The 20,543-nt window shown below is 69.9% G+C and carries 19 protein-coding genes; 7 read left to right on the forward strand and 12 right to left on the reverse strand.

Annotated features, from left to right (window positions below):
- Window positions 1-7: 7 nt before the first annotated feature.
- Window positions 8-1,246 (forward strand): alpha-hydroxy-acid oxidizing protein, encoded by a 1,239-nt coding sequence (locus ACGFY5_RS13205; protein ID WP_392719833.1) that lies wholly within the window; start codon window positions 8-10, stop codon window positions 1,244-1,246.
- Here the strand turns inward: ACGFY5_RS13205 and ACGFY5_RS13210 are convergent.
- Together ACGFY5_RS13210 and ACGFY5_RS13215 are read right to left on the reverse strand one after the other, a co-directional pair.
- The gene (locus ACGFY5_RS13210) at window positions 1,230-1,871 is read right to left on the reverse strand and encodes a CoA transferase subunit B (protein WP_392719834.1); all 642 of its coding nucleotides are present in this window, start codon (window positions 1,869-1,871) and stop codon (window positions 1,230-1,232) included. The genes ACGFY5_RS13205 and ACGFY5_RS13210 overlap by 17 nt on opposite strands.
- Window positions 1,868-2,620 (reverse strand): CoA transferase subunit A, encoded by a 753-nt coding sequence (locus tag ACGFY5_RS13215; RefSeq protein WP_392719835.1) that lies wholly within the window; start codon window positions 2,618-2,620, stop codon window positions 1,868-1,870. Before ACGFY5_RS13215 ends, ACGFY5_RS13210 begins: the two co-directional genes overlap by 4 nt.
- 91 nt (window positions 2,621-2,711) lie before the next feature.
- Between ACGFY5_RS13215 and ACGFY5_RS13220 the strand changes: the two genes are divergently transcribed.
- On the forward strand, window positions 2,712-3,494 hold the full coding sequence (locus ACGFY5_RS13220) for an IclR family transcriptional regulator (RefSeq protein WP_392719836.1): 783 nt from the start codon (window positions 2,712-2,714) through the stop codon (window positions 3,492-3,494).
- 18 nt (window positions 3,495-3,512) lie between these two features.
- On the opposite strand, the gene ACGFY5_RS13225 is transcribed toward ACGFY5_RS13220, so the two are convergent.
- The gene (locus tag ACGFY5_RS13225; protein WP_392719837.1) at window positions 3,513-3,986 is read right to left on the reverse strand and encodes a MarR family winged helix-turn-helix transcriptional regulator; all 474 of its coding nucleotides are present in this window, start codon (window positions 3,984-3,986) and stop codon (window positions 3,513-3,515) included.
- A 105-nt stretch (window positions 3,987-4,091) separates the two neighbouring features.
- Here ACGFY5_RS13225 and ACGFY5_RS13230 point away from each other — a divergent pair, with 105 nt between their 5' ends.
- Window positions 4,092-5,246, forward strand: coding sequence for an FAD-dependent monooxygenase (locus ACGFY5_RS13230; RefSeq protein WP_392719838.1), 1,155 nt, complete (start codon window positions 4,092-4,094; stop codon window positions 5,244-5,246).
- Here ACGFY5_RS13230 and ACGFY5_RS13235 read toward each other — a convergent pair.
- Both ACGFY5_RS13235 and ACGFY5_RS13240 read right to left on the reverse strand, forming a co-directional pair.
- Window positions 5,243-5,923 carry a potassium channel family protein gene (locus ACGFY5_RS13235; RefSeq protein WP_392719839.1) on the reverse strand — a complete coding sequence of 227 codons (681 nt, stop codon included), beginning with the start codon at window positions 5,921-5,923 and terminating at the stop codon, window positions 5,243-5,245. The two genes, ACGFY5_RS13230 and ACGFY5_RS13235, sit on opposite strands and share 4 nt — an antisense overlap.
- Window positions 5,916-7,247, reverse strand: a complete 1,332-nt coding sequence (locus ACGFY5_RS13240) for a TrkH family potassium uptake protein (RefSeq protein ID WP_392719840.1) — start codon at window positions 7,245-7,247, stop codon at window positions 5,916-5,918. Before ACGFY5_RS13240 ends, ACGFY5_RS13235 begins: the two co-directional genes overlap by 8 nt.
- 33 nt (window positions 7,248-7,280) lie before the next feature.
- On the opposite strand from ACGFY5_RS13240, the gene ACGFY5_RS13245 reads away from it, so the two are divergent.
- Window positions 7,281-8,084 (forward strand): inositol monophosphatase family protein, encoded by an 804-nt coding sequence (locus ACGFY5_RS13245; RefSeq protein ID WP_392719841.1) that lies wholly within the window; start codon window positions 7,281-7,283, stop codon window positions 8,082-8,084.
- Window positions 8,085-8,405: 321 nt separating this feature from the next.
- Window positions 8,406-9,464 carry a hypothetical protein gene (locus ACGFY5_RS13250; RefSeq protein WP_392719842.1) on the forward strand — a complete coding sequence of 353 codons (1,059 nt, stop codon included), beginning with the start codon at window positions 8,406-8,408 and terminating at the stop codon, window positions 9,462-9,464.
- Here the strand turns inward: ACGFY5_RS13250 and ACGFY5_RS13255 are convergent.
- Entirely contained in the window at window positions 9,411-12,167 is a 2,757-nt protein-coding gene (locus ACGFY5_RS13255) for a glycoside hydrolase family 2 TIM barrel-domain containing protein (protein WP_392719843.1), read from the reverse strand. The genes ACGFY5_RS13250 and ACGFY5_RS13255 overlap by 54 nt on opposite strands.
- A 172-nt stretch (window positions 12,168-12,339) precedes the next feature.
- Here ACGFY5_RS13255 and ACGFY5_RS13260 point away from each other — a divergent pair, with 172 nt between their 5' ends.
- On the forward strand, window positions 12,340-13,230 hold the full coding sequence (locus ACGFY5_RS13260) for a DMT family transporter (RefSeq protein WP_392719844.1): 891 nt from the start codon (window positions 12,340-12,342) through the stop codon (window positions 13,228-13,230).
- Here ACGFY5_RS13260 and ACGFY5_RS13265 read toward each other — a convergent pair.
- Genes ACGFY5_RS13265 through ACGFY5_RS13285 form a run of 5 tightly spaced genes read right to left on the reverse strand, consistent with a single transcriptional unit; the run spans window position 13,135 to window position 18,584 of the window.
- Window positions 13,135-14,268 (reverse strand): SIS domain-containing protein, encoded by a 1,134-nt coding sequence (locus ACGFY5_RS13265; RefSeq protein ID WP_392719845.1) that lies wholly within the window; start codon window positions 14,266-14,268, stop codon window positions 13,135-13,137. The two genes, ACGFY5_RS13260 and ACGFY5_RS13265, sit on opposite strands and share 96 nt — an antisense overlap.
- On the reverse strand, window positions 14,265-15,518 hold the full coding sequence (locus tag ACGFY5_RS13270) for a hypothetical protein (RefSeq protein ID WP_392719846.1): 1,254 nt from the start codon (window positions 15,516-15,518) through the stop codon (window positions 14,265-14,267). The genes ACGFY5_RS13265 and ACGFY5_RS13270 overlap by 4 nt, the downstream gene beginning before the upstream one ends.
- A complete protein-coding gene (locus ACGFY5_RS13275; protein WP_392720494.1) occupies window positions 15,515-16,324 on the reverse strand; it encodes a carbohydrate ABC transporter permease in 810 nt (269 codons plus the stop codon). Before ACGFY5_RS13275 ends, ACGFY5_RS13270 begins: the two co-directional genes overlap by 4 nt.
- Window positions 16,324-17,247, reverse strand: a complete 924-nt coding sequence (locus ACGFY5_RS13280; RefSeq protein ID WP_392719847.1) for a carbohydrate ABC transporter permease — start codon at window positions 17,245-17,247, stop codon at window positions 16,324-16,326. Before ACGFY5_RS13280 ends, ACGFY5_RS13275 begins: the two co-directional genes overlap by 1 nt.
- A complete protein-coding gene (locus ACGFY5_RS13285) occupies window positions 17,247-18,584 on the reverse strand; it encodes an ABC transporter substrate-binding protein (protein ID WP_392719848.1) in 1,338 nt (445 codons plus the stop codon). The genes ACGFY5_RS13280 and ACGFY5_RS13285 overlap by 1 nt, the downstream gene beginning before the upstream one ends.
- Window positions 18,585-18,751: 167 nt before the next feature.
- Between ACGFY5_RS13285 and ACGFY5_RS13290 the strand changes: the two genes are divergently transcribed.
- Complete coding sequence (locus ACGFY5_RS13290; protein WP_392719849.1) at window positions 18,752-19,507, forward strand: DeoR/GlpR family DNA-binding transcription regulator; 756 nt, start codon at window positions 18,752-18,754, stop codon at window positions 19,505-19,507.
- Window positions 19,508-19,541: 34 nt separating this feature from the next.
- On the opposite strand, the gene ACGFY5_RS13295 is transcribed toward ACGFY5_RS13290, so the two are convergent.
- Entirely contained in the window at window positions 19,542-20,501 is a 960-nt protein-coding gene (locus tag ACGFY5_RS13295) for an NADPH:quinone oxidoreductase family protein (protein WP_392719850.1), read from the reverse strand.
- Between the last annotated feature and the right edge of the window lie 42 nt (window positions 20,502-20,543).

Here is a 20,543-nt window from a genome sequence, read left to right on the forward strand (position 1 = left end):
GCAGTTCGTGGTCCGACGCCAACTCCCCAAGCCCACCGAGCTGCGTGAGCTGATGCAGTTCAAGAAGCCGCAGCTCAACGGCCGTACGCGGCGGCTGGATGCGGCGCTGACCATCGCGGACCTGCGCCGGATCGCCAAGCGACGCACCCCCCGGGCCGCCTTCGACTACACCGACGGCGCCGCCGAGGCCGAGCTCTCGCTCCGCCGTGCCCGTCAGGCGTTCTCCGACGTCGAGTTCCACCCGTCGATCCTGTCCGACGTCGCGAACGTCGACACGTCCACGACCGTGTTCGGCGGCCCGTCGGCGATGCCGTTCGGTATCGCGCCGACCGGCTTCACCCGGCTGATGCAGACCGAGGGCGAGACCGCTGGTGCGAGCGCGGCCGGTGCCGCAGGTATTCCGTTCACTCTCTCGACGCTCGGCACGACGTCGATCGAAGACGTGAAGAAGGCGAACCCGAACGGCCGGAACTGGTTCCAGCTGTACGTGATGCGCCAGCGCGAGATCTCCTACGGGCTGGTCGAGCGGGCCTCGAAGGCCGGGTTCGACACGCTGTTCTTCACCGTCGACACCCCGGTCGCCGGCGCGCGCCTGCGCGACAAGCGCAACGGCTTCTCGATCCCGCCGCAGCTGTCCGTGCGCACGATCGCCAACGCGATCCCCCGCCCCTGGTGGTGGTACGACTTCCTCACCACCCCGAAGCTGGAGTTCGCGTCGCTGAGCTCCACCGGCGGCACCGTCGGGGAACTGCTCGACGCCGCGATGGACCCCACCATCTCCTTCGAGGACCTCAAGGTCATCCGGGAGATGTGGCCCGGCAAGCTGGCGATCAAGGGTGTGCAGACCGTCGAGGACGCGAAGAAGCTCGCGGACTTCGGCGTCGACGGCATCCTGCTGTCCAACCACGGCGGCCGCCAGCTCGACCGGGCCCCGATCCCGTTCCACCTGCTGCCCGACGTGGTCCGTGAGGTCGGCAAGGACGTCGAGGTCAGCGTCGACACCGGCATCATGAACGGCGCGGACATCGTCGCCTGCATCGCGCTCGGCGCGAAGTTCACGCTGGTGGGCCGGGCCTATCTGTACGGGCTGATGGCCGGCGGCCGGGCCGGCGTCGACAAGATGATCGAAATCCTGTCGACCGAGGTCGTGCGCACCATGAAACTCCTCGGCGCGCACTCCCTCGCCGAACTCACCCCCGAGCACGTCACCCAGCTGGTGCGGCTGGCTCCTATGCCCCGGCCCTAGCGAGCAGAGGAGGTTCGGTCTTCGACCGGACCTCCTCCTCGGTCACGTCCGGCGCGAGCTCTACGAGCCGGAGCCCGGCAGGGGTCACATCCAGGACCGCCAGGTCGGTGATGATCCGGTGCACGACCGCCCGCCCCGTATAGGGCAGCGAGCACTCGTCGACGATCTTGTACGAACCGTCGCGGGCGACGTGCTCCATCAGCACGATGACGCGGGCGGCGCCGTGGACCAGGTCCATCGCCCCGCCCATGCCCTTGACCATCTTCCCGGGGATCATCCAGTTCGCGAGATCCCCGGCGGCCGAGACCTGCATCGCGCCGAGGATCGCCGCGTCGATCTTGCCGCCGCGGATCATGCCGAACGACGTCGCGGAGTCGAAGAACGACGCCCCGCGCCGCACGGTGACGGTCTCCTTGCCGGCGTTGATCAAATCCGGATCGACGTCGGAATCCGCTGGGTACGCACCCACCCCGAGGATCCCGTTCTCGCTCTGCAGCACCAGTTCGACGTCGTCCGGAACGTAGTTCGGCACGAGCGTCGGCAGGCCGATGCCGAGGTTCACGTACGACCCGTCGGTCAGTTCTGCGGCCGCCCTGGCGGCCATCTGCTCGCGCGTCCAGCTCATCGGACGGTCCTCTTCTCGATCCGCTTCTCGTCGGCCTGGGCTTCGGTCAGAGCAACGACCCGGTGCACGTAGACGCCCGGCGTGTGGACGTCGTCCGGGTCGATCTCGCCCGGTTCGACGAGGTGCTCGACCTCGGCGATCGTGACCTTGCCGCACATCGCGGCGAGGGGGTTGAAGTTGCGCGCCGCGCGGCGGAACACGAGGTTGCCGTGCCGGTCGCCCTTCCAGGCCCGGACCAGGCCGTAGTCGGCGACGATCGCCTCTTCGAGGACGTGGTCGCGGCCGCCGAAGACGCGGGTCTCCTTGGGCGGGGAGGCGACGAGCACCGTGCCGTCGTTCGCGTACTTCCACGGCAGGCCACCGTCGGCCACCTGCGTCCCGGCGCCGGTCACCGTGAAGAACGCCGGGATGCCCGAGCCGCCGGCGCGCATCCGCTCAGCAAGCGTGCCCTGCGGGGTCAGCTCGACCTCGAGCTCACCGGCCAGGTACTGGCGGGCGAACTCCTTGTTCTCCCCCACGTACGACGCGACGATCCGGCGCAGACGGTGGGCGCCGAGCAGAACGCCCAGCCCCCAGTCGTCGACGCCGGCGTTGTTCGACACGACTTCGAGGTCCTTCGTGCCGGACTCCAGCAGCGCCTGGATCAGCACCGAGGGGATCCCGCACAGCCCGAACCCGCCGACGGACAGCGTCGCGCCGTCCGGAATGTCCGCCACCGCTGCCGCGGCGCTCTCCACGACTTTGTGCATGACGCACGATGGTCCGCGTGGGGGAGGCCGGTCAACCAGTGGACGCGAACATCTCGGCCAGCGGACGGCTCGACGGGGTAGCGTCCACTGAGTGAACGCTCCGGTCGACGTTCTGGGGCGCGCCGCCACGGTGCTGCGTGCGTTGTCGGCGCGTGAGCCCGACGGGGCGACGACGTCGGAGCTCGCGCGCGAGACCGGGCTCGCGCGCCCGACCGCTCACCGGCTGCTCTCCGCGTTGCTCGGCGAGGGGTTGGTCGACCGGGATCCGGCCGGGCGCTGGCAGCTCGGCCCCGAGCTGTACCTGCTCGGCACCGCCGCGGCGGCCCGGTACGACGTCACCGCGCTCGCCCAGCCGTCGGTGCGCCGCCTCGCCGATGCCACCGGCGAGAGCGCGTTCTTCTCCGTCCGTCGCGGTGACGAGACCGTCTGCCTGGTTCGCGAGGACGGCAGCTTTCCGGTTCGTTCCCACGTGCTCTACGCCGGCATCCGTTTTCCGCTCGGCGTCGCGTCCGCCGGTTTGGCGATCCTCGCCTACCTGCCTGATGCCGACGTCGAGCGCTACCTGTCGGGGGCCTCGGTATCGGGGGCCTCGGTGTCGGGGGCCTCGCGCACCGCCGCGTACGGTCCGGAGCACACGCCGGACGCGATCCGCGATCGCATCGCGGCGACCCGCCGGGACGGGTACGCGGTGAACCCGGGCTTGATCGTCGAGGGCAGCTGGGGCATGGGCGCCGCGGTCTTCGACGCGCGCTCCGCGCCGGTCGGCGCGCTGAGCCTCACCGGCGTGGCCCACCGCTTCGCCCCCCACCGCCAGCCCCAACTGGGCCGCCTACTCCTAGCCGAAGCCCACCGCCTCTCCACCGCCGTCCGCTGACCATGGACGGCGAGCCGGCTAGTCCTCGGTGTCGAGGCGGGCTATTCGGCCGGCGAAGTCGTCGGCGAAGCGTTGGATCAGCGTGAGCAGCATCGTGCGGTCCTCGGGGGACCAGCCCTCGAGCGCGTCACGCATCCAGCCGACCACCGTGCCCAGGTACCGCTGAACCACGCGCGTGCCGTCGTCGGTCACGGCGATCAGTCGGGCGCGCTGGTCGTCCGGATCGACGACCCGCTTCACCAGGCCACGTTTCTCCAGGTCAGGCAGCAACCGCGTGACGTGCGGGCCCACCACCTGCATCCGGGTGGCGATCTCCCCGATCCGCAGCGGCTGCCCCGCCGTCTGCAGCGTGATCAGCACGCTCAGCGCGGGCCGGTCGAGCTCGATCCCGGAGCGCTGCATCGCGCGCTCTTCGATCCGCCCCCGCCGGATCGCGTTCCCCACCCGGCTGATGCCGGCGAAAACCGCACCCAGATCCGACTCGTCGTTCATATAGATGCCTAAGTTAGGTATATAGTTGGCGCTGTCGCAGTGCGGGGCGTCGAGGCCCCACTCTGCACTCAGAAAGCTTACCTAACTTAGGTATTGGAGTTTGTCATGACCTCGGTACTCGTCTCCGGCGCCAGCATCGCCGGCCCCGCCCTCGCCTACTGGCTGCGCCGGTACGGCTTCGACGTCACGATCGTCGAGAAGGCCGACGCCCTCCGCGGCGGCGGCTACCCGATCGACATCCGCGGCACCGCCCTGGACGTCGTCGATCGGATGGGCCTCCTGCCCGCCTTACGGGACGCCCACGTCGACACCCGCACGATCTCGTTCCTCAATCCGGACGGCAGCCTGCTGACGTCATTCAACCCGGTGACGCTCACCGCCAGCGAGAACAACGACCTCGAGATCCGCCGCGGCGACCTCGCAACGATCCTCTACGGCACGATCCGCGACGACGTCGAAATCATCTTCAACGACTCGATCGAAGCGATCGACGACCGCGACGTGCTGTTCGCCAGCGGCACCCGCCGCACGTTCGACCTGATCATCGGCGCCGACGGCCTTCACTCCCGCACCCGGAGCCTGATCCTCGGCCCGGAAGCCCCGTTCCACCACTACATCGGCTACTCGTTCGTCGGCTTCCGAATGCCCAACCGCCTCGGGCTCTCCCACGAGGGCGTGATGTGGAACGTCCCCGGCCGCGCGGCGGCGCTCTACGCCGTCGGCGACGACCCCGACTACGTGCACGCGTTTCTCAACTTCAGCCTCGCCGAGCCGCCCCTGGACGCCCACCGCGACCCGGTCGCCCAGCGTCGGCTCATCGAGTCGATCTTCACCGATCAGCAGTGGGAGATCCCCCGCATGCTCGACGCACTGCGCAGCTCCGACGACTCGTTCTTCGATGTCGTCAGCCAGATCCACCTGCCGCGCTGGTCGGAGGGGCGGGTCGCGCTGGTCGGTGACGCGGCGTACGCGCCGTCGTTCCTCACCGGCCAGGGCTCGAGCCTGGCTCTGGTCGGCGCGTACGTGCTGGCCGGTGAACTGTCCACGCACAGCGACCACACCGCGGCGTACGCGGCCTACGAGAAGAACACGCGCGACTTCGTCGAGCTGAACCAGTCGCTGGTCACCGCCGGTGAGGCGACGATGTTCCCGTCGACCGCGGCGACGCTGGAGCGGCGCAACACGATGCTCGTCAACCTGAGCGAGATCCCGTCCGACGCCGAGCCGGCGCACTCGGCGATGGCGCTGCCGACGTACTAACTCGTGACGAAGTTCTGCACCTGCTCGGTCGTGCCGGTGACGATCAGCGCGCCGGTCTCCGGTACGACCGTCTGCGGGGTGGCCCACTCGACCTCGCCGCCGGGCGGCTTGATGCCGACGACCGTCACCCCGTACGTGGTGCGCACGCCGAGGTCGGCGATCGTCCGGCCGACGGCGTCGCGCGGGGGCCGGGCGGTCGCGATCGCGTACCCGTCACCGAGGTCGATCAGGTCGAGCATGCGGCTGGCGATCAGGCGGGCGACCCGCTCCCCCATCGTCGCCTCGGGATAGATGACGTGGTGGGCGCCGACGGACGTCAGGATCTTGCCGTGTTTCCCGGAGACGGCCTTGGCCCAGATGTCGGGGACGCCCAGTTCGCTGAGCGTCAGTACGGTGAGCACGCTCGCTTCGATGTCGGTGCCGATGCCGACGACGGCGCGGGAGAACTCCCGGATCCCGACCTGCTCGAGCGCCTCCCCGTCGGTCGAGTCGACCTGCACCACGTGCGTCAGCCGGTCCGACCACTGCTGGACGATCTTCGTGTTCTCGTCGACGCCCATCACCTCGTGGCCGAGGAACAGCAGTGACTCGGCGACCTGACCACCGAACCGGCCCAGTCCGATCACGACGACGTTGTCGCTGTCGTCGCCCGACGTGGATTTCTTGCGCTCAGCCAACGAGGGGCCTTTCCTCCGGGTACCGGTACATCCGGTGGCGGGTGTTGAGTGCCAAGGCCGACGCGACGGCAACCGTACCGACACGCCCGATGAACATCATGACGACCAGCACGAATTGTCCCTGGCCCGAGAGTTGCGCGGTGAGCCCGGTGGTCAGGCCGGCGGTGCTGAACGCCGACATGACCTCGAACAGCGCGCGGTCGAACGCCACGTCGTCGGTCAGCCGGAGCAGCAGCAGCGTTCCGGCCGCGACCGCGGCGACACCGAGGAGCGCGACGGCCGTGGCCTGACGCTGGGTGGATTCGGCGATCCGCCGGCGCCCGACCACGACGTCACGCTCGCCGCGCACCTCGGTCCAGATCACGTACGCGAGGAGGAAGAACGTGGTGACCTTGATGCCACCGGCGGTGCTTGCGCTGCCACCACCGATGAACATCAGGCCGGTGATGACCGCTGTCGTCTCCTGGTCGAACGCGCCGAAGTCGAGCGTGTTGAAGCCACCGGACCGCGGGATCGTGCCTTGCACGAACGATGCCAGGACTTTGTCGACGACGCTCAGCGGGCCGAGCGCGTTGTTCCACTCGAAGCCGAGCACGGTGCCGAACCCGATGACGAGCAGCACCAACGAGCCCCAGACGGTGAGCCGGGTGTGCGTCGACCAGGCGGACGGGCGTCGCAACTCCTTGGCGATCTCGTAGAGCACCGGGACGCCGAGACCGCCGACGATCACGCCGAGCGTCAGCGGGACGCAGATCCACCAGTCGCCGACGAAGCTGGTCATGCCGTCGCTGCGCAGCGAGAACCCGCAGTTGTTGAACGCCTGGACCGCGTTGAACGCCCCCTCGCGGAGCGCGGAGACGAACGGCTGGTCGTGCCCGAGCCAGAGCCGTCCCGTCACGATCGTGGCGATCAGGGTCTCGCTGGCGAACATGACGACGGCGGCGAGCAGAAGGACGCGCCGGACGTCACCGTGCGCGACCCCCGTGCTCGTCTCGGCCCCGGCCATCATCCGGCCGCGCAGCCCGAGGCGCTGCGACACCAGGAAGCCGAGCAGGGTCGCTGCCGCGGTGATACCGAAGCCGCCGGCCTGGGTCAGCAGGGCGAGGAACAGGTGCCCGAGCCCGGACCAGTACGTCGCGGTGTCGACGGTCGTGATGCCCGAGGTGGTGATCGCCGAGGTCGCGGTGAACAGCGCGGTGAAGAACGGAGCGCCGCCCTCGCCGCGCCGGGAAGCGGGCAGCAGGAGGAGTGCGGTGCCGACGGCGATCGCCGCGACGAAGGCGAGCACCACGGCACGCGCCGGGCGCGGAGTGTTCCCACGCATCAGGCAGGTTGTACCACGCCGTTAGATGGTCGTATGCGAAACGACCTCCTGCTCGCCCGTCACGCCGCTCTCGCGGGCGCCGCCGTCGGCCTCCGGTACTTCGCGGCGCTCGCGGAACTGCCCCGCGAGTACAAGACCGACGGCAGCGTCGTCACCGAGGCGGACCGCGCCGTGGAGGCCGCGATCCGCTCGGTTCTGGCCGACGAGTGCCCCGAGGACGCCGTTCTCGGTGAGGAGACCGGGCAGACCGGTGAGGGGAACCGGCGCTGGATCATCGACCCGATCGACGGCACCGCGATGTTCGTCGCCGGGGACGATCGGTGGCTGGTTCTCGTCGCCCTCGAGGAGGACGGCGAGATCGTCGCCGGGGTGGTGGTCGTTCCCGCGCAGGGGAAGATCTGGTGGGCCGAGCGGGGCGGTGGGGCGTTCGAGGCTCGCTTCTCCGCCTCCGAGGTGAGTTCGGAGCGGCGGATCGGCGTGGATCGGGGGCGGCCGGACACGTTGTCCGGGAGCCTGCTGGGGGTGATCCCGGACGGCGACGGGTTGTTCCCGGCCGAACGGGAGTGGCTGGTGCCGCTGAGCGACGTGGCCACGGTGACGCGGTGGGGTGTGCACGCCGCGTTGCTGGTCGCGTCAGGGCAGTTCGATCTCGCGGTGCAGACCCGCGGGCACGTGTGGGACTTCGCGGCGACGTCGTTGATCGTCACGGAGGCGGGCGGGCTCTACAGCGGCCTGGACGGCAGCACCCGCCCCGCCCGCGGTCCGTCCCTGTTCGCCCGCAGCCCGGCTCTCCACGCCGCAGCACTGCGTCTCCTGCAGGAAAGCAGGTCGAGCTGAGGGCCGCCCGTGTAGGACGCGGGGTCGATGCGGTAGGACGGGGACATGTCGTTACCTCCACCCCCGTCGTACACCGACGGCCCTCTCCCGTATGGCTCCAGTCCGGCCGCGGGGGCCGGACCGCAGCCGATCGGATCTCAGCCGAGCGGGCTACCGTACGGAACGCAGCCCAGCGGACCGGCATACGGCACCAGCGGACCGGCGCACGGGACGCAGCCCGGCGGGCCGGCGTACGGAGTTCCGACAAGTGGGCCGGCTGATGGGCCGCCGGCGAGCGGGTCGCGGTCCGGGTCGTCTGCTCGGCGGGCTGGGGCTGTGCGGGTGGCTCGGGTTGCTGGGTGGGTGGGGCTGGTCGGCGCGGTGGTTGCTACCGCGGCGTTCGTGACGTGGGCGATTGCCGATGTCGTGCATCAGCAGAACGACTCGTTCGAGTTCAACGACTACGGCGACGACACGTACTTCGCGATGATCGGCACCTGTCTGGTGCTCGCGTTGGTGACGACGGCGGCGCCGTGGGGGTCGTTGATCGGGGCGGCCGGCTTCTCCGGTGGGCGGGCCGTGGCCTGGACGTTTCTTCCGCTCGCGCTGATGGCGGATGTCGTCGCCGTGGCGGGGAACGCGGCCGCCACGTTCGCGGGGGACGACTTCCCCATTCCGGTACGGATCGTTGCCGGGATCGGTATCGGGGGCGCGGTGGTGGCCGTGCTCGCGCTTCTCGTCGCGGCCGTCGCGTGGGCGCTGCCCGGTGCGCGCGACTTCCTGCACGCGCAGCGGCGTCCCGGGAGGGAACGCCGCGGCAAGGTCACGCTGGTGGCCGTCGCCGCGCTGGCGGGGCTCGCACTGGTGCTCTACGGGGTCACGATCGCGCTGATCGTCTACGGCGGCGACCACATCGACCTGACGCCGAAGAACGACGCGTACTACTACGGCGACGACGACGTCCCGGCGTTCTTCCTCGCCGGGATCGTCGTCGCCGCGGTGCTGCTGGTGACCGAGATCGTGCTGATCGCCGGTGCACTCGTGACCCGGTTCGCGCGGATCGCGTGGGTGCGCGGCGTTGCGTACGCCCTGGCCTGGATGACGCTGGGCGGCAGCGTTCCCGCGCTGGCCTACCTCGCGAACCTCAAGTGGATCGCCAGCGGCAACGGCAGCGGCGACGTCGCCGAAGACGCCGCCTTCACCGCCTTTTTCATCGCCCTGACCGCAGGCCTACTCCACCTCATCGCGCTACTGATGCTGGCGATGCCCTCCGTCTCCGCCTGGATCGCCACGCGGCCGCCGCGCGGTCCAGCCGGGGCCGCGCCGGGGCCCGCCGCGGGAAGTGGGTCAGGTGGAGCTCGCTTCCACGAGGAGGGATATGCGCGCAGGGTGGGCGGGTAGGCGGTAGCGCTGGAGGACGCCGGGACCGCACGCGGCGGTACCGACGCCGGACTGGGCGAGGTCCAGCGACACGTGCGTCCGCTCGTCGGCCACCAGGTCGTGGTGGTGCAGCGTGCTCGCGAGCGTGGCTCGGCTCCACGGCGAGACCGTCACGGCGAGTTCGTCGTCCCCGAGCACCGTCACTCGGAACACCCCCTCGGACGTCCTGATCGACGCGTTGCGCACGCCGCGCCGGGCCCCGCTCTCCTGCGGCCGCACGTACGGCGTGTACAGCTCGTCCGCACCGGCCGAGAACTGCCCGTACCGCACACCGGCGGCCAGGTCAGGATACGCGGGCCCCGGCCCGAGCCCGAGCCACTCCATGCCGGTCGGGCTGCCGGGCAGCACGACGTCGAGACCGAGCCGCGCCCACTCGACCGGCCAGACGCCCCGCGGCGTCACGACCACGTCGAGCTGCAGCGCGTTCCCCGAGACCGAACGCCAGCGCAGGTCCGCGTCGACACCGAAGTCACGCCCGGGCGGCGTGGACCGGTGCACGACCCGTAGCGCGCCGTCGACCTCGTCGACCGATACCAGCCGGGTACGGAGCCGGTCGATGCCGGCGTCGCGCCAGCGGTCGGCGTACGGCGGTAGGTGCCGCTCGCCCCAGCCGGGGTACCGGTCGTTGTCGGTGGGGACGCGCCAGAGGCTCACGACCGGGCCCTCGACGGTCAGGCCGCCCAACGTCCGCAGTCGCATCGACGACCTGTCGAACGCGGCGCGGTCGGGGAGGGTCGTGGACCGCGGATGTCCCGTTGGCGCGAAGCGCGTGAGCTGCCCGCTCCCGATCACGTGATCGGCGTCGATCACAGCTTCTACCGTCACGATGGGGCCGGAAGCCTCGGACGGGAGCGGGACCTCGACGGTCTGTCCGGGCGTGGCCGTCGGGACGTCGAGGACGCCCTCCGCGCTGTCGGTGCGCCAGCGGAACGTGACGTGACCGAGGTCGACGTGGTCGTAGCGGTTGCGGATCCGGATCGTGGATTCGCCGACCTCGATGCGGACCGGCGAGTACCAGTGCGCGAGCGCGGTGAGGCCGGGGCGCACCTCGCGGTCGGCGCTGACCAGGCCGTCGGTGACGAAGTTGCCGTCATGGACGTCTTCGCCGAAGTCACCGCCGTAGTAGATCTTGCGCTTACCGTCCTCGTTGACGGCGAGGCCGTGCTCGACCCACTCCCAGATGAAGCCGCCCGCGAGGCGGGGGTAGCTGTCGAACAGGTCCTGGTACTCCTCGAGGCCGCCGGGGCCGTTGCCCATCGCGTGCGCGTACTCGCACTGGATGAAGGGCAGCTCACGGCGGTGGATCTCGGCGGGGGTGGCGTCGAACGGCGCCGGGGTGAGCACCTCCTCGCCGATCTGACGCACCTCGTCGTGGCTGGCGTACATGCGCGAGTAGACGTCGACGTAGGTGCTGGCCCAGTCGTGCTCGTAGTGGATGAGGCGGGACGGGTCGAACGAACGGGTCCACGCCGCCATCGCCTCGAGGTTCGAGCCGGTGCCGGACTCGTTGCCCAACGACCAGATGACGACGCTGGCGTGGTTCTTGTCGCGGTGGACCGTGCGGCGCATGCGGTCGAGGTACGCGGACTCCCACTCCGGGTCGTCGCTCGGGTTGCTGCGCCAGCCGACCTCGACGAATCCGTGGGTCTCCAGGTCGCACTCGAGGATGACGTAGAAGCCGAGCTCGTCGGTGAGGTCGAGGAAGCCGGGGGCCGGCGGGTAGTGCGAGGTGCGGACCGCGTTGATGTTGTGCCGCTTCATGAGTTCGAGTTCGGCGCGGGCCTTGTCGAGGGAGATCGCGCGGCCGTGGTCGGGGTCGTGCTCGTGGCGGTTGACGCCGCGGAACTGGATGGGGTTGCCGTTGATCTTCAGGACGGAGTCCTGCACCTCGATGCGGCGGAAGCCGAGCTTGAGCGTGATCTGCTCGGCGTCGGTGCTGACCGTGGCCTCATAGAGGCGAGGGGTCTCGGGGTTCCACGGGTCGACGGTGCCGACGGCGATTTCCGTGTCGTCGACCACCTGGTCGATGCCGAGTTCGTCGATCGTCAGGCGGGCTTCGCTGCTGGTCCGGATCGTCAGCGTGCCGGTGCCGCGCGCCGCGTCGTAGTCGGCGACCGCGAACACGTCCCAGAGGCCGTTCGTCGGCGTGGCGACGAGGTCGACGTCCCGGAAGATGCCGGGGAGCCACCACATGTCCTGGTCTTCGAGGTAGCTGGCGTCGGAGAACTGGGCGACGCGGACTTCGAGGAGGTTGTTCGTGGGTTGGAGGTCCACGGCGAACTCGTGGGTGAGGCGGCTGCCGCGGGTCGTGCCGAGGAGCTGGCCGTTGAGACGCACCTCCGCCGCGGATTCGATGCCGTCGAAGCGGAGGACGGCGCCGTCGCGGAACTCGGGCTCGGCGTCGAAGGTCAGGCGGTAGTCGCCGATCGGGTTCTCGTCCGGCGGGTGCGGCGGGTCGATCGCGAACGGGTAGCGGACGTTCGTATATGCGGGCTTACCGTGGCCCTCGAGGACCCAGTGCGCGGGGACGGGGATCGTGGTCCAGTCGCCCTCGTCCAGGCGGAACTCCCAGGTTCCGTTCAGGCTCTTGCGCGGCGCCGACGAGTTCAGGCGGGCGCGGGGAGGCTTGGACCCCTCACCAGGGGCTTTCCGGGCAAGTTCCATACCGCCAGCCTCACATACGCACGGCGGACGCTAGAGTTTGGGGCGTGCACCGGAAGCTGCTTCTCGTCACCCCGCCGCCCCGCTCCTGAGCGAGGGCTCTCCGGGCTTTCCTAGGGCTGGCTGAACGCCCTCGCTCCTTTGCGACCCCATTTCTTCGTCGCTGGAGCTTCTTTTGTCTGCCTTTGTTCTGCTTGTCGTTGCAGGGATCTGTTGGGGTACCGGTGGGGTGACCGGTCGGGCGCTCGCTTCGGCGGGAGACGTCTCCGCACCGAGCGTGGCCGCGTACCGGCTGCTCGTCGGCGGTGCGCTTCTCGTCCTCGTGCTGTTGGTGATGCGGCGGTGGCCCCGGTCGCGTGCGGCCTGGCTCCGGGTGCTGACGGTCGCCGCGCTGGCCGCCGCGTTCCAGGCCAGTTACTTCGCGGCGATCGCGGTCAGCTCGGTCACGCTCGCGACGCTCATCGCGATCGGGTCGGCGCCGCTGCTGGTGCTGGTCGCGGACACGGTGTCGACCCGGCGGCTGCCGCACCGGGGCACGGTGCGTCCCGTCGTCGTCGGGATCGCGGGACTCGCGCTGCTGGTCGGCGCCCCGTCCGGGGGCACGGTCGCCGGGGTCGGGCTGGCCGTCCTGGCCGGGGCCGGTTTCGCGGCGTTGACGCTGATCGGGCGCCGTCCGGTCGCCGGCCTCGACGAGGCGACGACGACCGGGTACGGGTTCCTGCTGGGCGGGATGCTGCTGCTGCCCGTCGCGGACGGCGTAGCGGTGAACGCGTCGACGGTCGGGTTGCTGGCGTTCCTGGGCACGGTGCCGACGGCACTGGCGTACACGCTGTACTTCCGCGGCCTGCGGAGCAGCTCCGCGGTCACCGCCACCGTCGTCGCGCTGCTGGAACCGTTGACCGCCGCCGTGCTGGCCGCTGCCTTGTTCGGCGAGCGGCTCAGCGTTCCGGCGACGGTCGGCGCGGTATTGCTATTGGGCTCGATCGTAGATCGTTACGCCCTGGACAACGCGGTTCACCTCACCCGACGGGAACGGGTTGTCGGGGGTGTGGCCGAGCGCGAGTGAGAACCGGAGCGCGAGCTGCTGCGCCACGACGACGAACGGCAACGACAGGACGACGTCCGACTCACCGGACACCCCGTCCACGTACCACACCCCCTCGTCGCCGAGGCGCTCGCTCGGAGCCCCGGCCACCACCCGCACGTGGTCAGCCCCCAGCGCGGCCCGCAACTCGAGCGCGATGTCCTCGTCGTACCGGCGGGTGTACGGGTCGTCGGACACGTACACCACCGCGAGGGTCCGGTCGTCGAGCACGGACTTCGGCCCGTGCCGGAACCCCAGCGGGCTGTCGGCGTAGGCGACGATGTCGCCGGCGGTCAGCTCCAGCAGCTTGAGCGCCGATTCGCGCGCGAGGCTCTGGAGCGGGCCGCTGCCCAGGTACACGACGCGCTGGTACCCGCGGGCGGCGAGCTCGCGGGTGTCGGCGTCGCGATTGGCGAGCACCCGTTCGGCGGCGGCGGCCATCTCCTCGACCGGGGCGTCGCCGCCCAGCGCTACCCACGCCGCCAGCACCATGCAGGTGTAGCTGGACGTCATCGCGAAGCTGCGGTCGTTCGACGCCGCCGGCATCAGCAGGACGTGCGACCGCTCGCGAACCCCGTGCTCGCGGGCGAGTCGCCCGTCCGCGTTGCAGGTGACGACCAGGTGGTGGACGTCCGTCAGGCACTGATCGGCCAGCGCGGTGGCCGCCGCGCTCTCCGGGCTGTCACCGGACCGGGCGAACGAGACGAGCAGCGTCGGCAGGTCCTCGGCGAAGTAGTCGGCCGGGTTCGAGACGATGTCCGTCGTCGCCACGGCCTCGACCCGGCGGCGCAGCTTCCGGACCAGCGCCGGGGCGAGCAGCCCGCCGGCGAACGCCGAGGTGCCGGCGCCCGTGAGGACGATCCGAAGGCGCGGATCGGCGAGCAGCGGGGCGAGGAAGTCCGTGGCCGCGGCCGCGGAGACCTCCCGCCACAGCGAGGGCTGCTGCCAGATCTCCCGGGTGGTGGCGTCCGCTCCCCCTTCGGCGGCGGAGATGTCGGCGGTGGTGGTCTCGGCGCTCATGCCGCGAATCCGTTCAGGAGAGGTGCATGGGCGGTGATCGCGTCGTCCAGGATCGCGACGGCGGTCGCCGGATCCGGGACGAGCGGGTCCAGCGCGAGCGCTTGCAGAGCCATCGCACGATCTCCGTTCAACGCCGCCGACACGGTGAGCTCCTGTTGCTCCGCTCTCGCGGTGAGCACCGCCGCGATCGCCGGTGGGAGCGCACCGACGGCCACTCCGTTCACCCCGGCCGCGCTCACCACGGCCGGTAACTCGACGACAGCACTCGACGGCACGTTCGGGATCTTCCCTTCGTTCGGTAGGTTCACGGCGAGCTCGACGCTCTCCCGCCCGGTGACGATCGACGCCAGGATCGACACCAGCCGCTCGGCCTCCTGATCACGCGTGGTGTCGAGCGGTATCCGTCCCGCGGCCTGGTCGTGCAGCCGCTCCCACAGGTCGGTCTTCTCGCCGATGTAGCGCATGGTGTCGTCCAACCCCGGAGGCGAATCGTTCCCGCGCAGGTACCACGGGAAGAACTCGGCCACGTGCCGATCACCGGGCGCAGGGTAGAGCCCGAATGTCCGCATCAGATCGGTCGACACCGGTTCGAGCGAGAGTTCCCGCAGCCGCGGGTACAGGTCGGTGGGCCCGTGGTGCAGCGACAGCAGCCAGCACAGGTGGTTGAGCCCGGCCCACACCGCGTGCACCTCGTTCGCCGGTACGCCGAGCTCGGCGGCCAGCGTCGACGTCGTGTGCATGGTGCCGTGGCAGAGCCCGATGACCGGCACCCCGGTCGCGCGGTGAATGGCTCGGACGTTCGCCGTCAACGGATTGCTGTAGTTGACGATCGTCGCTCCCGGAGCGAGATCGGCGACGTCGCGCGCGATCGAAACCAGCTCGGGCACGTGACGCAACGCCCGCAGCACTCCCCCGGGCCCCACGCTGTCCCCCACGGTCTGCGTGACGCCGTACTTGGCAGGTACCGCCAGGTCGGCATTCCAGCCGGACGCGCCCCCGACCGCGATCGTCGTGGTCACGAACCGCGCCCCGGGCAGCGCCTCACGCCGATCGGTGTGCGCCTCGAACGTCAGATCGGCCCCGGCCGAAGCCGCGATCCGGGTCCCGAGCCGCGCCATCGTGTCGGCCGCGTCCGCGTTCAGATCCACCAGGTGCACGGTCCAGCCGGCGAAGGCCGGCGCAGCCGCCAGGTCGGTCAGCAGACCGGGCGTGAACACGGTGCTACCAGCACCGATCAGGACGATGCTCACTTCGTGCTGCCGGCCAGCAGGCCGTTGACGATGTACCGGTTGAACACCAGCGCGACGACGGTGGGCACCGCGATCGCGATCATGCCCGCCGCGCTGAGCAGCGTGGTCGGAACCACGTGCCGGCCCTGCAGCGACGCGATGACGACGGTGAGCGGCTGCGTCGACGTGTCGGTCGTGAGCACCAGCGGGAACAGGAACTGCGCCCAGGCGAACAGGAACGTGATCAGCGCGGTCGAGATGATGCCGGGCCGGGCCAGCGGGAGCACCAGGTGCCAGAACACCTGGAGGCGGTTGGCGCCGTCGATGAGACCGGCTTCCTCGATGGAGGACGGCAACCCGGAGAAGTAGTTGTGCAGCACCCAGGTGGCCAGCGGCAGGAACCCGGAGACGTACACGAGCACCACACCGGTGTACGTGTTCACCAGGTACAGGTCCGACATGATCCGGTACAGCGGGATCAGCGTCGTGTACGCGGGGAACGCCATCGTCAACAGCACGCCGTAGAACAGGATCGTGTGCCCGCGGAACTTCATCCGGGCGAACGCGTACGCGGCCAGCGCCGCGAGCACGACCGTCACGATGGTCGCCGCACCGCACTCGATGATGATGTTGAGCAGCGACGACCGGATGCCGGTCGCGGTGTCGCTGTCCCCGGAGAGCAGCGCCGAGTAGTTGTCGAACGTCGGGTGGAACGGCAGGTACTGCCCGTCCCGGGCGTCGCCCTCGGTCTGGATGCTGGTCTTGAACGCCCAGTAGATCGGCAGCACCGACCACACCACGACGAGGAATATCCCGATTCGCCTCATCACAGCTCGACCCTCCGGTACACCGCTCGCACCACGCCCAGCGAGATCACCAGCGTCGTGATCGTGATCAGCAGCGACAGCGCGTATCCCTGACCGAAGTCGAGGTTCTGGAAGCTCACGTAATACGTCTGCATCGTCACCGACGCGCCGGTCGTCGCCGCCCCGTTGAGGACGAACGGCTGGTCGAACACGTTGAGCGTCGCGATCACCGCCTGCACCATCGACACCGCGATGCCCGGCCGGGCCATCGGCAGCGTCAAATGCCAGAACGACCGCCAGGTCGACGCTCCGTCGATGACCGCGGCCTCGTAGAGCTCGTCCGGGATCAATTGGAGCGACGCCAGGATCAGCAGCGCCGAAAGCGGCGTGATCTGCCAGACCTGCACCAACTCGATGAGGACGATCGTCAGCAGCTTGTTGTGGCCGAGCAGGACCGCGCCCTCGTCCGCGCCGAACGTCCGCATGACGCTGGCGATCAGGCCGGAGTTGGGGTCGAAGATGCCGGTCCAGAGAATGCCTTCGACGACGCCCGGCAGCGCCCACGGCAGGATCAGGATCGCGATGATGACGCTGCGGCCCCGGAACGGGCGCTGCAGCAGCACGGCCATGCCGATGCCCAGCAGCGTCGAGAGCGTCACCCCAATGACGACGTAGAGCCCGGTGTTGCCGATGCTGCCGACGATCGCGTCGTTCTTGAAGAGCCGGGTGAAGTTGCCGAAGCCGTCGAACCGCGTGGGCGGATCGAGCGCGTCCACCCGGAAGAACGCCTGGATGATCGTGAACGCGGCCGGCACCAGTGCCAGCGCGACGATGAACAGCGCGACGGGTGTGACCAGCACGTAAGGCAGGACATCGAACCGGCGGCGCCGCCGCCGGGCCTCGGGACGGGTGTCCGAGGCCGGCGGCGTGAGCGTAGATACCATCAGGAACCGTTGGAGAGATCGTTGGCGGTGTCGCTCATCGCCTTGATCGCCTGCTCCACGGTCTCCGAGCCGGCGGCCGCGGCGTGCAGGTGCGTGTAGACGGCGTTGGAGAACTTCGAGTACCAGGCCGGAGCGCCCTCGGGGAAGACGGGCTTGGACGTCTTGAGCAGCGCAGCCAGTTCGGTGCCGCCGATGAGCTTCCCGCCGCTGGCGAGCTTCTCCACGGCCGAGAGGTGCGAGGGCAGCGCGTAGGAGGCCCACGCCTTGTCCGGGCCGTTCAGTCCGGCGAACTCGGCCTGCCGGTCGGACTGGGTGAACCAGTCGATGAACTTCGCGGCGGCCTTCGGGTACTTGGCCGTCTTCATGATGCCGACGCCGTCGGGGTTCGACAGGTTCGCGGCCGGACCGGTCGTGCCGGGCGTCGGGAGGTAGGCGACCTTGTTCACGACCGACGAGGAGTCCGGCACGTTGTAGAGCGTGCCGACCAGGCCGGAGTAGTCGGAGAAGATGCTGGCCACGGTGCCGCGGGCCATCAGCGTCTGCTCACCCTGGCTGTCGGTGACGTTGATGTTGCCGGGCGGGACCAGGCCGGTCTTGAGCGCGTCGACCATCCACTGGGCGGCCTGGTAACCCGGGGAGCCCGGGTCGGAGAACTGCGGCTTGCCCTTGCCGTCGAGGATCGTGCCACCGAACGCGTTGGTGGTCTCGTACCAGTAGGTGGAGAGGCCCTCGGCGGCCGCGAACGGGATGTTCAGCGGGTACTTGACGGTGCCGGACGACTTGATCTTCTTGAGCGCCGCGGTGTACTCGTCCATCGTCTTCGGCGCGGGGTCGGCGCCGGCCTTCTTGAACAGCTCGGTGTTGACGGTCGTCACCATGAACGAGGCGTCATAGGGAACGCCGACGACCTTGTCCTGGTAGGTGAACGAGGCCAGCTGCGGCACGTCGGCCTTCATCGAGGCGACGTCGACGTAGTCGTCCATCGGGTAGTACCAGCCGAGCTTGCCCAGCTCACCGACGCGCGACCAGTCGACGTTCGTCGCGTCGGCGAAGTAGGTCTTGGCCGTTGCCGCGGCGGAGATCTTGGTCTGCAGGCTGTCCCAGTCGATGTTCACCCAGTTGACCGTGATGCCGGTCTCCTGCTTGAACTGCTCGAGCGCGGCCTTCGGCGGCGGGTCGGCCGCCAGCGCGACCGTGATCGTGACGTCGGTGTCCTTGTCCGACGGGGCGTTGCCGCCGCCGCCACAGGCCGCGGTCGCCACGAGCGTCAGGCCCAGCACCGCGGCCAGCGTGGGCGCCCGCCACCGACCGGCGCGACGGGAGAACGACCTACGCATGATGCCTCCGAGGGGTTCTGTACAGATGCGCAATTCTGAGTGCGCGAACCTGCGCGATGGAGCCAGAACGTACGCCCGCTTGCAGGTTGTGGTCAACGACTGCGCGCTTCCGCACAGAAGTGCGCAACTTCTATTGCGCGAATGTGCATTCGTTTTACAGTGTCGAAGTGCGGAAGACACCTCGGCTCAACGCGATCCTGGAACGGGTCAACGACACCCGCAGCGTCGACGTCGGCGACCTCGCCGGGACGCTCGGGGTGTCCGAGGCGACGATCAGACGGGACCTGCAGTCGCTCAGCCGCAGCGGCCTGCTCGTGCGCACCCACGGCGGTGCGGTCGCCAACGACCTGGACGGGGAACTCCCGACGCAGATCAAGGCCGTGCGCAGACAGACCGAAAAGGGACGGATCGCGCTCGCCGCGGCGTCACTGATTCCCGACGGGGCCGTGATCGGCATGACCGGCGGCACGACGACGCTGGAACTCGCCCGCGCGCTCGCCGACCGGCGCAACATCGCGATCGTCACGAACGCGGTGAACATCGGCGCGGAGCTGATCGGGCGGCCCGGGGTGCACCTCGTGGTGATCGGCGGGGTCGCCCGGCCGTCCGCGGAGCTGGTCGGGCCCGCCGCCGAGGCGATGCTCGCGAACTACCACCTGGACATGGCGTTCATCGGCGTCGACGGTCTGACCGCCGAACACGGCTGCACCACCTACGACGAGATGGAGGCGCAGACCGACCGGGCGTTCCTCCAGCGCGCATCGCGCGCGGTGGTGCTCACCGACCACTCCAAGCTGGGCCTGGTGCGGTTCGCGCAGATCATGCCGCTGGCGAGCATCGATCAGGTGGTCACCGACCGGGACGCCGATCCGACCCAACTGACGACGCTGCGGACGGCCGGCGTCGAGGTGACGACCGTCTAGGCCCCAGGGCCTGAGCGCCCGGCTGCTCGCCGTGTCATCGCACGGTGAGCAGCACCTTCCCGGTCGCACGGCGCTCGTCGAGCTCCAGTAGCGCCTGGCTCGCCTGCTCCAGCGGGAACGACCGGCCGATCACCGGCTCGAGCTTCCCCGCTTCGAGCAGCGGGCTCAGGTCGGCCCACTGCTCCTGCAGGTACGTCGGCTCCGCCGTCCAGAACGCACCCCAGCCGACGCCCACGACGCTGATGTTGTTCAGCAGCAGCCGGTTGACCTTGACCTGCGGGATCTCCCCGCCGGTGAAGCCGATGACGAGCAGCCGGCCTTCACGGGCGAGGCTGCGCAGCGAGTCGGTGAACCGGTCGCCGCCCACCGGGTCCACGACGATGTCGACGCCCCGGCCGCCGGTCAGCTCCTTCGCGGCGTCCTTGAAGCCGTCCGCGAGGATCACCTCGTCGGCGCCGGCGGCTTTGGCAGTCTCGATCTTGTCCGTGGTGGAGACGACCGCGATCACCCGCGCGCCGAGCGCGGACGCCAGCTGCACGGCCGCGGTGCCGATGCCGCCGGCCGCGCCGTGCACCAGCACCGTGTCACCCTGGCGCAGCTGCCCGCGCCGGACCAGGCCGAAGTGCACGGTCAGGTAGTTCATCGGCAGCGAGGCGCCGGCCTCGAACGACACCGCGTCGGGCAGCGGGAACACGTTCGCGGGCGACGCCGCGACCACCTCGGCGAACCCGCCGAGGCCCGGGAACGCGGCGACGCGCTGTCCCGGCGCGAAACCGGGCCCCGACCGCACCACTCCGGCGACCTCCGACCCCGGCACGAACGGCAGCGGCGGCTTCACCTGGTACTGCCCGCGGCTCTGCAGCACCTCGGGGAACGTCACCCCGGCGACGCGCACGTCGATGACGACGTTCTCCGGGCCGACCGTGGGCTCGTCCACCGTGACCACCTCGAGGGCGGCCGGACCGTCGAGGCTGGTGATCTGCACTGCGCGCACGCGGGCTCCTCCGAACGACGTCGTCGATCGCAGGTTACCGAC

Source organism: Cryptosporangium sp. NPDC048952, assembly GCF_043197895.1.
GTDB lineage: Bacteria > Actinomycetota > Actinomycetes > Mycobacteriales > Cryptosporangiaceae > Cryptosporangium.

Coding starts and splice junctions, on each gene's coding strand:
- ACGFY5_RS13210 (WP_392719834.1), bottom strand. CDS start 1,871: ATGAGCTGGACGCGCGAGCAGATGGCCGCCAGGGCGGCCGCAGAACTG.
- ACGFY5_RS13215 (WP_392719835.1), bottom strand. CDS start 2,620: ATGCACAAAGTCGTGGAGAGCGCCGCGGCAGCGGTGGCGGACATTCCG.
- ACGFY5_RS13225 (WP_392719837.1), bottom strand. CDS start 3,986: ATGAACGACGAGTCGGATCTGGGTGCGGTTTTCGCCGGCATCAGCCGG.
- ACGFY5_RS13230 (WP_392719838.1), top strand. CDS start 4,092: ATGACCTCGGTACTCGTCTCCGGCGCCAGCATCGCCGGCCCCGCCCTC.
- ACGFY5_RS13240 (WP_392719840.1), bottom strand. CDS start 7,247: ATGCGTGGGAACACTCCGCGCCCGGCGCGTGCCGTGGTGCTCGCCTTC.
- ACGFY5_RS13245 (WP_392719841.1), top strand. CDS start 7,281: ATGCGAAACGACCTCCTGCTCGCCCGTCACGCCGCTCTCGCGGGCGCC.
- ACGFY5_RS13255 (WP_392719843.1), bottom strand. CDS start 12,167: ATGGAACTTGCCCGGAAAGCCCCTGGTGAGGGGTCCAAGCCTCCCCGC.
- ACGFY5_RS13265 (WP_392719845.1), bottom strand. CDS start 14,268: ATGAGCGCCGAGACCACCACCGCCGACATCTCCGCCGCCGAAGGGGGA.
- ACGFY5_RS13275 (WP_392720494.1), bottom strand. CDS start 16,324: ATGAGGCGAATCGGGATATTCCTCGTCGTGGTGTGGTCGGTGCTGCCG.
- ACGFY5_RS13280 (WP_392719847.1), bottom strand. CDS start 17,247: ATGGTATCTACGCTCACGCCGCCGGCCTCGGACACCCGTCCCGAGGCC.
- ACGFY5_RS13285 (WP_392719848.1), bottom strand. CDS start 18,584: ATGCGTAGGTCGTTCTCCCGTCGCGCCGGTCGGTGGCGGGCGCCCACG.